The 12,437-nt window shown below is 47.1% G+C and carries 12 protein-coding genes; 7 read left to right on the top strand and 5 right to left on the bottom strand.

Annotated elements, in window-relative coordinates; translation table 11 throughout:
* Positions 1-198: 198 nt before the first annotated feature.
* The 4 genes from T502_RS04130 to T502_RS04115 form a co-directional block, all read right to left on the bottom strand.
* Positions 199-1,620, bottom strand: coding sequence for a PAS domain S-box protein (locus T502_RS04130; protein ID WP_042705901.1), 1,422 nt, complete (start codon positions 1,618-1,620; stop codon positions 199-201).
* 373 nt (positions 1,621-1,993) lie between these two features.
* Complete coding sequence (locus T502_RS04125) at positions 1,994-3,418, bottom strand: PAS domain-containing protein (protein WP_042705900.1); 1,425 nt, start codon at positions 3,416-3,418, stop codon at positions 1,994-1,996.
* A 196-nt stretch (positions 3,419-3,614) separates the two neighbouring features.
* On the bottom strand, positions 3,615-4,211 hold the full coding sequence (gene tmk / locus T502_RS04120; protein WP_042705899.1) for a dTMP kinase: 597 nt from the start codon (positions 4,209-4,211) through the stop codon (positions 3,615-3,617).
* A 1-nt stretch (position 4,212) separates the two neighbouring features.
* Entirely contained in the window at positions 4,213-4,923 is a 711-nt protein-coding gene (locus tag T502_RS04115) for a HisA/HisF-related TIM barrel protein (protein ID WP_042705898.1), read from the bottom strand.
* A gap of 349 nt (positions 4,924-5,272) precedes the next feature.
* Between T502_RS04115 and T502_RS04110 the strand changes: the two genes are divergently transcribed.
* The 6 genes from T502_RS04110 (at position 5,273) to hisE (ending at position 9,703) form a co-directional block, all read left to right on the top strand.
* Complete coding sequence (locus T502_RS04110; RefSeq protein WP_042705897.1) at positions 5,273-5,959, top strand: (5-formylfuran-3-yl)methyl phosphate synthase; 687 nt, start codon at positions 5,273-5,275, stop codon at positions 5,957-5,959.
* A 9-nt stretch (positions 5,960-5,968) separates the two neighbouring features.
* Entirely contained in the window at positions 5,969-7,432 is a 1,464-nt protein-coding gene (guaB, locus tag T502_RS04105; protein ID WP_042705896.1) for an IMP dehydrogenase, read from the top strand.
* A gap of 142 nt (positions 7,433-7,574) precedes the next feature.
* Positions 7,575-8,354 carry an ArsR family transcriptional regulator gene (locus T502_RS04100; RefSeq protein ID WP_042705895.1) on the top strand — a complete coding sequence of 260 codons (780 nt, stop codon included), beginning with the start codon at positions 7,575-7,577 and terminating at the stop codon, positions 8,352-8,354.
* Positions 8,344-8,790: a hypothetical protein gene (locus T502_RS04095; RefSeq protein WP_052359148.1), complete on the top strand. Its 447-nt coding sequence runs from the start codon at positions 8,344-8,346 to the stop codon at positions 8,788-8,790. Before T502_RS04100 ends, T502_RS04095 begins: the two co-directional genes overlap by 11 nt.
* A gap of 88 nt (positions 8,791-8,878) precedes the next feature.
* Entirely contained in the window at positions 8,879-9,331 is a 453-nt protein-coding gene (locus T502_RS04090; protein ID WP_042705894.1) for a NusA-like transcription termination signal-binding factor, read from the top strand.
* A 78-nt stretch (positions 9,332-9,409) separates the two neighbouring features.
* The gene (gene hisE, locus T502_RS04085; RefSeq protein WP_042705893.1) at positions 9,410-9,703 is read left to right on the top strand and encodes a phosphoribosyl-ATP diphosphatase; all 294 of its coding nucleotides are present in this window, start codon (positions 9,410-9,412) and stop codon (positions 9,701-9,703) included.
* Between the two features lie 101 nt (positions 9,704-9,804).
* Here the strand turns inward: hisE and T502_RS04080 are convergent, their stop codons facing one another.
* On the bottom strand, positions 9,805-10,164 hold the full coding sequence (locus T502_RS04080; RefSeq protein ID WP_042705892.1) for a winged helix-turn-helix transcriptional regulator: 360 nt from the start codon (positions 10,162-10,164) through the stop codon (positions 9,805-9,807).
* An 80-nt stretch (positions 10,165-10,244) separates the two neighbouring features.
* Between T502_RS04080 and hcp the strand changes: the two genes are divergently transcribed.
* On the top strand, positions 10,245-11,822 hold the full coding sequence (gene hcp / locus T502_RS04075) for a hydroxylamine reductase (protein ID WP_042705891.1): 1,578 nt from the start codon (positions 10,245-10,247) through the stop codon (positions 11,820-11,822).
* Positions 11,823-12,437: the final 615 nt, after the last annotated feature.

The following is a 12,437-nucleotide window of genomic DNA, read 5'->3' as shown; positions in this document are numbered from 1 at the left end:
TACCAATTTTTCAATTTACCAATTTTTCAATTTTTCAATTTTTCAGCAGGAATTTTCTTGACGAGATCAAAAAACCTGTCGGTATATCGGGCAAAACCCGCGAAAAGTGCCGGACAGACAATCATAACGCAGAAAAGAAAAAAAGAATCGTATTAGGGATATTTTAGGGGATAGCTTCAATCAGTATCAGTATTTTGATTATTTCTTGTCAAATTTGTATTTGGCATTCATCTGCACCATATTGAGCTGAGTCTCGTATTTTGACCAGAGAATATCGAATGCCAGAAGTTTATGCTCCACTTTCTTTGTCAGTTTGGCAATCTGAAGCACCGTGGGGTTTCTGGCTGTGGCAGGACACTTCTCGACGAATTTTACGACTTCATACATCGACGATCTGAGATCGGATATATTTGTCTGGATCTTCTTGAGAAGCGCCCTGTTCTGCATGAACTCCTCCGAGATATCCCTGCTCTTCTGGCGTAAATCTTCCGTCTCGGTTATGTCGCGCATTATTGTAACAATCTGAGTTGTAATGCCGTTTGTGACGAGCGGAATAAAGTGGAAATACATATAGAGCGATTCTTTATCGGAACCGTATCTGCGCATCTGAGTCGTCTCCGCGTTTGTCCTGAAAAGTTCCTCATACATGTTTACGGCACCGATCTTCGAGAACTTCGAGATCTCGTATATCGGGTGAGTGAGTTGATACTCGGTAATTCCCAGACGTTTGGCGAATACGAAGAACTTGGAATTATAGTGTGTAATCTCAAGATCTCTGTTCAGAACAAATATCATGTCGTCAAGGGAGTTCAGGACTTTGGAAAAGATTATGTCCATTCCTCTGGTTGCGAACTCGACCTCGCCCGTCATTTTCTTGAAGATCAGCAGTTGTTCGTCCAGATTGTCCCCGTAGGTCTTGATGAAACCCGATATAATAAGGACATTTGCGGTACTTCCGTCGGCAATCTTAAGACCGACTTTGTCGGGCCATATCTCCACGTTGTCTTCCTCATCAATCTCGTGACCTTTTATGTATTCTATGCGGTCCGTTGTATCGATAAGTGAGAGGAATTTCCTGCCGATGAGCTCGGTCTTTGTATATTTTGTAAGTAATTCCATCTCCTTGTTCATTCGTGTGATTGCGCCGCGTTTGTTGATTGTAATCGCCGGAGCCTGTATGGAGGCAAGTTTCGTCTGAATGGGGTCGATGTTTGCCATCGCCTTCTCCTCAAGGAGTTTCGTCTCGGCAATATGACGGGTTATGGCGGAATTAATACTTTTAATGAGATCGGCTTCCTTGAACGGTTGGAACAGGATAACGGGATTGTTTATCTTTTTTATAAGATTCACAAGCTCAACGTCGTTATCTCCGACTATGAACATAACCGGCAGATTGTAGGTTGATATGATCTTTGAGGCGGCATCAATGACACCCATACTTCCCGAGATACCTATCTTCATCAGGACAAGATCGGGCTTATCCGCACCCGCCTCCTGAATGGCATCAACGATATCGATAACCAGACCCGCAATATTGAACTTATTCTTCCTCAGAATTTGTCTTATTGCGATAGCCTCCGAGACCACATCGTTGACAATAAGTATCTTCTCACCTGTCATTTGTCTTCCCTTTGCCGTTTCTCAAGTTATTTGGTTGGACATCCGGTTTGGATATGGTTGGGGTATTTTGCAGCGCTATTCGTTATCGGGTCATGATAATACCAAAAATTCAATCTATATACCGGTGATTGGCGGTATTGTTTAAGAGCAACCGAAGTCGGTATATATACTTATACTTTCTTATATGCCTATTAGATAATAAAGTTTATTTTCATTTGACACCCTCTTTCCGATTCATTGTAATGTGCGCAATTCCTTCGCAAAGAGCGTTTATCCCGTGAATGCCGGTCTGTAATAAGCAATTTTATTTGAAAAATGGTTTTAAGGGTTAATGTTTTTATTGACTTTTTGTCTGATGCTTTTTATGCATTCGTTATTTTTTGTCGAACTTATATTTCGCATTCATCTGCAGCATATTGAGTTGTGTCTCGTATTTTGACCAGACGACATCGAAAGCGAGAAGTTTCTGCTCCGCATTCTTTGTCAGTTTTGCCATCTGCTTGAGTGAAGGATTTGTGGTTCTCTCCGGATTTTTCTCCACGAACTTGATAATCTGGTACATTGAGGCTCTGATATCGGACATTCCCCTCTGAATCTTGCTGATAAGTGTCCTGTTCTTCATGAATTCTTCATAGATGCTCTTGCTGTTCTGGCGCGCCTCCTCAATCTCGGTGATATCGCGCATGACCGTGATCATATGCGTTGTTTCACCCTCGGAGATTAACGGAATAAAGCGGAAATACATATATAGCGGCTCTTTTTCCGAACCGTATCTGCGCAGCTGTTTTGTCTCCGCACCTGTCCTGAAGAGTTCCTCATACATGTTTACCGAGGCAATCTTTGAGAACTGAGATATCTCATAGAGCGGACGTTCGAGCTGGAACTCGGTAATACCCAGACGTTTTGCGAATTTAAAGAATCTTGAGTTATAGTGGGTGATCTCCATGTCTTTGTTCAGGACAAATACCATATCTTCAAGGGAGTTTAAGACCTTGGCAAAGATTACGTCTATGTCCTTTGTCGAGAACTCGACCTCGCCCGTGACCTTCTTGAAGATAAGCACCATCTCGTCGAGATTGTCGCCGTAGTCCTTGAGGAATCCGGACATTACCACGACTTTTTTCGTGCCGCCGTCCGCCGTCCTGATAAGCACTTTATCCGGCCAGATTCCCGTAATGCTCTCTTCGTCAGCGTCATCTACCTTTTCTTCTGAGACGGCGCCGTCGGAAGCGGCGATAAGGGACATTACTTTCCTGCCGATAAGCTCGTTCTTTGAGAATTTCGTCAGGAACTCCATATCCTTGTTTATCCTTGTAATGGCGCCGCGTTTGTTGATTGTGATTGCCGGCGCGGGTATTGCCGCAAGTTCCGTCTGGACGGGATCGACATTTGCCGATTCCTTCTCGTGCATGGCTTTCATCTCGGCGGCATGACGGGTGAGGGCTATTTTTATGCTTTTTACAAGCTCGATTTCGGTGTAGGGATGAATTACGATTACGGGATTATTCAGTTTCTTGATCTTACTCAGAAGTTCTATGTCGTTGTCTTTGACAATGAAGAGAACCGGCAGATTATAGTTTGCAATAATCTTGGATGCGGCGTCAATGACATCCATGCCTCCCGAGATGCCCACCTTCATCAGAACGAGATCCGGTTTATCCGCACCCGCCTGCTGGATGGCATCGACAATGTTTATGACAAGACCCGCAATGTCGAATTTATTGCTTCTCAACAGTTTACGTGTGTCGATAGCCTCCGAAACTTCATCGTCGACAATAAGTATCCTTTCTCCGCTCATCTCTATTCCCCGCTGCCTCTTTCTGTCTCTTTCAGTATCAATAATTTTCCCGTAATTTTTTAATATACTATCGGCTGTACGGGTTAAAAAAATGGCTGTAATTGCATGGAGTGAGTCGGAATAAAGTGAATAAAAATGAATGCGACCGGATAAAAATGCATGATTTTGATTGAAGATTATGTCTGACGGTACTTTGTTAAACTATCTTAGATCTTATTACCGACGCCACAAATTTCAATATCTCTTCTTTATCCTTTTTGGCATCGACTATCACAAAACGTTTCGGCTCCTCTTCGGTGAGTTTCATGTAATTTTCCTGAACTTCGCGGAGGACACCGTCGGATTCGAAGTGCTCGGTGCTCTCTCTTTCGGCATTGATTCTGCGCAGGGACTCTTCCACAGGAAGAACAAGCAGGAATGTGATATCGGGGACGACCGTCCATTCACTCTGCATGTCTTTCAGCCATTTCACGGGATCGGCAATATATCCCTTGAGGGTCTTTGACTGATACACATATCTTGAATCCGAGTAGCGGTCGGAGATAACGAGTTTTTTCTCCCGCAATGCCGGTCTGATTACGGTATTTACATGCACAGCATGATCGGCTACGAAGAGCAGTGCCTCGGCTATCGGATTGATCTCTTCCTTTATGCCGCGCCTTACCGCCCCGCCGATCCACGAACTTCCGGGTTCGCGGGTGAATACGGGGTTCAAATCGGCAAGTTCGGTTTTAAGCCCCTCAATCAATGTGCTCTTTCCCGTACCGTCAATACCTTCGATTGTAACCAGCATCTCAGATCTCCCCCGCACGCAGTAACTCCAAAGGCACGCGCCCTTTATGAACCGAGGTCGCAATTATCGCGCCGTCGTAACCTGCGTCTTTGAGTCGCATAAGGTCATCCGTGCTGTTGACGCCGCCGCCGTAGAGAAGTGTCTTCGGATGCGGGTATGCTTTTCTGATGGCTTCTATATCGAGTCCCCCCATACTGTCCTCCGCGCCGACACTTGAGAGATTCATCACGACGCCGCCTTTAAAATTCCAGTTTACGCACTCTTTGAAGACTTTCTCCGGTACCTCCCCCGACGGAGAGGCGAGTCCGTCCTTTATCACTATGCTGAAGAACTCGAAATCGAAATCGCTCTGTATGCCGCGGCATGTCTCCGTACTTATGACATATTCCAGTTTATCCGCCCAGTCCGCGTATCTCCCCGAAGGGTCACCCATACGCGCTTCAGGCATTTTCGAGCCGCGGTTGATGACGGCGGAATCTATCCCGTCCTTCAGGATGCCGCAGGCAAGAATAGCCTCATTGTTGTCGCCCTTGCCAAGGATTCGGTTGAGGTCGGCGATATAGACATTCTTAGGCCGCATCTCCGCCAGATATTCGTGAGGTATGACCGACTTCGCCAGACCCCAGTCCAGAGGTTTGTAGATATCTCTCTGACCCTTATATCCCTGAACGACCCTGCCGTCGAGGATATCCACAGCTAAATATATCTTCATTGTGATGCCGTCTCTCTCGGAATTGTTTGCAATTAGATTTTTGTAATTTAATTATTGTAATTCAATGTTTGCAATTCAATGCTTTATTCTGAGTAATAGTAATGTTTCTCTTTTATTTTGCGACCGCGTCATTGTGCGCACCGTGAGTCACCGTGTGTCAACGCGGGTCGCGTCCTGTTTACTGACCGTCGCAGGAATCTGGCATAGGGTATCGGAGATTGATTCGGCACGGGCATTCGTATGCGTCGTATGCGCGATACCCTTATGCGCGGTCCTGTTAGTGACGGTTTTTGCCTCCAGACGCGAATGGATAATAATCACTAATTATATTGAATACCATAATCTTAATATGGATTTGTTAGTTAGTCCGGCAAGTGCGGAAGAAGCAAAATACGCACTTTCCGCTGACATAATTGATGTGAAAAAACCCTCGGAAGGGTCGCTCGGCGCAAACTTTCCGTGGGTAATTGCGGCTATAAAAGATATGACCGATAAACCGGTCAGCGCCGCAATCGGAGATTATGCTTTTTTGCCCGGCGGCGCATCGCAGGGAGCATTCGGCGCGGCATGTGCCGGCGCGGATTATGTCAAAGTCGGTCTGATGTTTGACGGTGATGAAAAGGCTCTTGAGTTTATTCAGGCGGTTACACGCGCAGTAAAGTGGAAGTTCCCCGAAAAAACCGTCGTAATCGCGACCTATGCGGATTACGGCAGGGTGGACTCGATCTCTCCATTTGACATGGCGCCCATCGCGGCAAAGGCGGGCGCGGATGTCGCAATGATCGATACCGCAATCAAGGACGGAAAGAGCCTCTTCGATCACTTAAACGAGGCTGAACTGACCGAATTCACCTCAAAGAACCGCGCACTCGGTCTCAGGACCGCACTTGCGGGTTCGCTGAAGTTCGACGATCTGCCTGTTTTAAAGCGCATCAACCCCGAGATCATCGGCGTCCGCGGTATGGTCTGCGGCGGTGACCGCAGTAATGCCATACGTGAAGAACTTGTGCAAAAAGCTATTGCAATGGTAAGGTGAATATATTATATGTATACCGAAAAACTGGATATGCAAACCGGTTTCACATTTGATGACGTTCTTTTAATACCTGCGGCATCGTCTGTTGAGCCGAATCAGGTAAATGTAAAATCACGTTTTTCAAAGAATGTAAATCTGTCAATACCTCTTGTTTCTGCCGCAATGGACACCGTTACCACCTCGACAATGGCCATTGCCCTTGCACGCGCCGGCAGTATCGGCGTAATTCACAGAAACATGACGCCCGAGCGCGAGGTCGAAGAGGTGAAACTCGTCAAGCGTGCCGGCGAATTTATCGAGAGGGATGTTCTCACGGTATCCTCGGATGCAACCGTTGCCGATGTCCATTACCTCATGCGCGAGAGAAATATCGGCGGTCTGCCTGTTCTTGAGGATAACAAGATTGTGGGCATTGTCTCGCGCCGCGACTTAAGGGGCATAATGCCTTCACGCGCATCCGAGAATATCTGCACGGTCATGACGAGAAACCCGATAACCGTGGATGCTTCCGTCAAGCTCGAGAGTGCGCTTGAGCTTATGTATACAAAGAAGGTCGAGAGGCTGCCGGTCGTTTCCGAAGATAACAGCCTTTTGGGTATCATCACAATGCAGGACCTTCTCGAGAGTCAGCAGTATCCCAACGCCAACCACGATAAGGACGGAAAACTTCGCGTTGCCGCGGCAGTCGGACCTTTCGATATTCCGAGAGCCAAACTTCTCGATGAGGCCGGCGTCGATGTAATCATATCGGACTGTGCGCACGGTCATAACCTGAATGTAGTCGAGTCCGTAAAGAAGATCAAGGAAGCCGTATCCTGTGACGTCGTTGCCGGAAACATCGCGACCGCCGCAGCCGCGGAAGCGCTTGCCCCGTATGTCGACGGTCTTAAGGTGGGTATCGGACCCGGGTCAATCTGTACGACAAGAGTTGTCGCGGGTGTCGGCGTCCCGCAGATTACGGCAATTTCATCGGTTGCCGAGGTTGCGTCGCGCTACAATGTGCCGGTTATCGCGGACGGAGGTATCAGATACAGCGGAGATGTCGCAAAGGCAATCGCCGCGGGTGCCGACTGCGTAATGCTCGGCAGTCTCTTTGCTGGAACTGACGAGGCTCCGGGACGCGTCATCTCGATTCAGGGCAGGAAATACAAGCAATATCGCGGCATGGGATCTCTGGGCGCGATGACGGGCGGTCATTCCAGCGACAGATACTTCCAGAAGAATATCGGTCAGAACAAGTATGTTCCCGAAGGTATCGAGGGTGCAACACCTTATGTGGGCACGGTCTCCGAGGTCATTTATCAGCTTATCGGCGGTCTTAAATCCGCGATGGGATATACGGGTTCGGCAACAATCCGCGACCTTAAAGAGAACGCGAAATTCATCAGAATTACCGCAGCCGGTCAGATTGAGAGCCACCCGCACGATATTCTGATCACGGACGAGGCACCCAATTACAGAATTTCAAAATAAATTTCGAATACAAATCCGTTCTCATCGATACAATATTCCTTTTTTTTCAGATTTTTTCGTAAGTATCCGTCACGGTTTAACCGCCTCATGCCTCGGGGTATTGACTACATTAATATATTACTTACACTTACTTTTGGTATATATGCTTGAAGATGAGAATGTCTCGCGCATGCTCGATATTCTCGGCAACAAAAACCGCCGCAGAATTATCATGCTCCTGCGTGAGCGGCCGTGTTTTGTTACGGAGATATCCGATCTGCTTATGATAAGCCCCAAAGCAGTGATAGATCATCTTCAGCTTATGGAGCGCGAACAGATATTATCGGTCAGATACGACTTAAACCGCAGGAAATACTACTATCTCTCGAATAATTTCCAGATAGTCATAAGTCCCGAGGCTATAAGCAATGCCGAATATGAAGGTCTGCCTGCCGATTCCGCTCTTCTGAAAGAAGCAAAGTCCCGGGTGCCGCATAATGAGGCTGCCGGCGCTGACGGTTACTGCGCCGCATCGGATTCATCATCGGATACGCGCGGCACATCCGTCGCAGACAAAGATAACGCCGCCGTTTCCGGACGCATTTCCGACGCGGATGTCGGGCGCACTTTGGGCTGTATATCTGATATCCGTTATCTTATGGAATCGCGCTCTGAAATTCTCTCGGATCTGAGAGCTTTGGAGTCCGAGGTAAACGATAAAATACTGGAACTGAAAACAGCCTGCAAAGAAATAATAGGTAGCGAGACAGAGTTGAACTTAGTACTTGCACTTGCGGGATATGAGATAAGTGCTGAGGATCTGAGTCAGTTACTGAAAACTCCGGTCCCGGAGGTTGCCGAAGGTCTGCGGGGACTCGAGGCAAAAGGAATAGTGGAGAGAACAGGCAGTCTATACAGGATATGTGATAATTATGTCAGATGATACGGGCGACGATGTCTTTAAGAATATTGCAAAAGTAGTGGAGGGTATTATCGAAAACCTGCAAAAGGATGGCAATACCCGCTTTATCGGATGCACGGTAATCTCCGGACCCGACAGTGAGCCGCGTATCATCACGCACGATATCCCCGGCGGCAGAATCAAGGCGGATGCACGCGAACTGGAATACGAGATCGTGGAAGGGGATGATCTTCTTTACCTTACGGTCGAAGTTCCTTTCGATATCGCGGTCTTGCCGGAGATTGACGTATCCGAGAGATCCGTGCATATCGGTTTCGGCTTAATCGATTATCATATCGACCTTCCCTGCGCGGTTACAGCCCGCGGATTTACTCATTGCATTAAAAACGGCATTCTCGACATTGTATGCAGGAAAAAGCGGGTTATGTATGAAGACTGCATTGAGCCTATCGACTGATCAATTGACCCCCAATCATTTTATCATTTTTTTGCATGTGTCTGTGCAAGTAATTTAATGAAGCAGGTTCTATCTATTATAGTATTTTATGCGGTCTGATATCGGGTTTAAAGAGCGGCGGTATATTGAGGAGCTTAAGAATGCTTCCAAGTCGACGGCGATTGACTGCATAATCGACGACGGTTTCGATCGTATCATCTATGTCATAAAGAAAGGCGATATGGGTCTTGCCATCGGAAAGGACGGCGCAAACATAAAGCGTCTTACGAAGACACTCGGTAAGCGCATAGAGATGGTGGAGGAAGGCGAAGACCTTCAGACATTCGTCGAAAATATCTTTAAACCCGCGCAGATTCACAGTGCGAAAGCGGACGAAGAGTCCGGAAAAGTGAATGTTTATCTCTCGCAGCGGAGTTCTCTCGGGATTGCAATCGGCAAAAACGGCTGCAATGTCGCGAAAGCGGGTCTGCTTCTGCAGAGATATTTCGGAATGGATATGGGGGAAGTCCTCCTTTTAAATGAGAGTGAAAAAACCGAATGAAAAAACCGAGTGAAAAAACAGATTGAAATATAGAATGAAAATATTGAGTAAAAAATAGAGTAATAATAGAGTGAAAAAATGACCGATACTGCAATACTGGACGAGATATGGGAGACAATTCTCTCAAGGATTGAGAATCCGCCTGAAAAGAGCTATGTTCTTGATATTCTCAATCACAGAAAAGGAATGGACAAAGCTCTCGAGAAGGTCGGCGAAGAGGCAACCGAGTTCATAATCGCTGCCAAGAACGACAGCTACGAGCGCAAGGTCGAGGAAGCCGCCGATCTCTTATTCCACCTGATACTCGCGCTCAAGGCGACCGATGTCGAGTTTGCGGACGTTCTTGCCGAACTTGAGAAACGGCACCGCTGATCTGCGAACTGCGGGTATTTGAAATATTGAAAAATTTGAAAACTCTTTTTATGTCGTTACGGACACTTTTCTGTTTTTTCCTTTATTTATCCGGTTTCGTCTCAGAGGCGGCAGTTTTTGCATTCCTGATTGCCGCAGGGGATATTGTCTATCTTCCATTTCAGTGCCCAGTATTTTATGCCGCGGATAACGTCTATAAGTTCAAGACCGCTCTCGGTAAGTGTATATTTTGAGATTATCGGCACTTTTGAAGCATCAACCGTTTTTTTGACTATTCCTTCCGCTTCCAGTTCGGTGAGACGTTCCGAGAGAATCTTCGGGGTAATTTCGTCAAGTCTATCTTTAAGTTCGGAGAAGCGCCGCGTTGAGTTTTCGCCCTTATAGATCTCCAGAATGATAAGCAGAGTCCATTTCTTTGTCAGATATTTCACGGTCAGATTCACCGTGCAGTTTTCGTCCATGGTATAGTTTTGGAAACTCTTTCGTATATATCTTAGTATACTCAATATACTAAATATCAAAAAGAAAGCAGGTGACACAGATGTATTGTCAACAATGTCAGGAATCAAAAGCACCGGCATGCACTCACGGCGGCGTATGCGGTAAGGATAAAGTAACGGCGGCTTATCAGGATGCGGTACTGTACTGTCTCTCGGGACTCTGTTACAGACTGAATGCGGAGGGAAAACTCCCCGAACCCTGTATTATAGAGCCGCTCTTTGCTACACTTACGAATGTAAGCTTCGATAAGGCGCGCTTTGTCGGGTATCTTAAGTGCATAACCGATCACCGCGACAGTCTTCCGTCCAAAGCGGATGAACCCGAAGCATGCTCGTGGAAACCGGCAAACGAAGAGGAAATTGTCGGTTCGGAGAAGATCGGGCTGGATGCAATCGCGGATGAGAACGAACGTTCGCTCTTCTCGCTGCTGCTCTTCGGCGTGAAAGGGCTTGCGGCATACTACTCCCATGCGGTCGCACTCGGTGAGAAGAATGACGCCTTTTTGGCTTTCATCACCAAAGCGCTCGCGTCAAGATTCATGAAACTCTCAATCGAGGAGAGAACCGCGCTTGTTCTCGAATGCGGAAAGTACGGCGCTGATGTTCTGGCTCTGCTCGACAAGGCAAACCGTCACTACGGCGTTCCCGAGATAACGAAGGTGAACACGACGCCAGGAAGCAACCCGGGAATTGCGGTAAGCGGTCATGATCTCAAAGATCTCGAGATGATTCTGAAGCAGACCGAAGGAACGGGTGTTGACGTATACACTCACGGCGAGATGCTTCCCGCGCATGCTTATCCGGAATTTAAGAAATACAAGCACTTCAAAGGGAACTACGGAACTTCGTGGGCAAATCAGAGAGCCGAGCTCGAGTCCTTCGGCGGTCCGGTGGTATTTACCACGAACTGTATTGTGCCGCCGCTTCAGTCCTACAAGGGCAGAGTCTTTACAACAGGCGCCGTGGGTTTCCCGGGATGCGTTCACATACCCGAGACTCCGTCGGGAAAGGACTTCTCCGAAGTGATTAAGCTTGCAAAGCAGTCTCCGGCACCGAAAGATCTTAAGATTCCGCCCATGCTTACCGGATGCGGTCATGATGCGGTTCTGGCGCTTGCGGGTAAGGTCATCGAGCTTATCAAGGCAGGAAAGATTAGGCGTTTCGTTGTTATGGCGGGATGCGACGGACGCGACAGTGCGCGCGAATATTACACCGAGTTTGCAAAAGCGCTGCCGAAGGATACCGTGATTCTGACGGCGGGCTGTGCGAAGTACAGATACAATACTCTTGATCTGGGGGATATCGACGGCATTCCGCGTGTTCTTGACGCGGGACAGTGTAATGATTCCTACAGTCTTGTCGTTATCGCATCCGCTCTTGCCGAGGCATTCGGTTGCGGAATAAACGATCTTCCCGTATCCTACAATATCGCCTGGTACGAGCAGAAAGCGGTTCTTGTCCTTCTTGTTCTGCTTCATCTGGGTGTAAAGAACATAATGCTCGGACCTTCTCTTCCGAAGTTTGTCTCGCCCGCAGTCCTCGATCTGCTTGTGAAGACATTCGGCATTCAGGCGGCATCGGACGTTCAGACCGATCTAAAAAAGCTGAACTGTATCTGAGAGTGTTGTGATCAAATCAAATTATATTCAATCTTTTTTTGAGCAATGCCTGCCTTGGTTGTTGCGTAAGGGTATTGCATATGGTTTTGCCGTATGGGTCGCGATCATGCGATATTTGACGGTGTGAATCTGCGCGATTGTATTATTGTAGCGGAAAAAATTCCGATATGTCGAGTTTTTCATATGCCGCAATGCCGTTGCATACCCATATTCTCTTTCGCAATTGGCAACTCTTATATACGCCGCACACTAACATTGTAAGGCTGAAAGTATTACGCCCCAAACACGGGAAAACGCCCGTGATAAAAACGGCGTAATAAAGCAGAAATTCAAAAATATCGTGGATTGCTCAAAGAAACGGTGAAAAACCGCGAGCAGAAAAAGTCCGCTGTATAGGTAGGAAACAACGTACTTTATTAGTAATAAAGTCCAATATTGTTTCCTCGAATTTCTTCTGATGGGGAGCCAAAATCGCTCGGATGGGAGTGTTGGTTCCGACGTTGGTACTGATAATGCGGAAATTTATTTATTAACCGCTAATTCCTTTAGATTTAAACAAAGTCGATAGAATCAGTGTGCCGAAGTGAAACGTATCTTCAAAACCGGTGAGACACA

This window comes from Methanomicrobium mobile BP (assembly GCF_000711215.1).
GTDB lineage: Archaea > Halobacteriota > Methanomicrobia > Methanomicrobiales > Methanomicrobiaceae > Methanomicrobium > Methanomicrobium mobile.
This window is presented reverse-complemented; position numbering and strand designations above follow the sequence as displayed.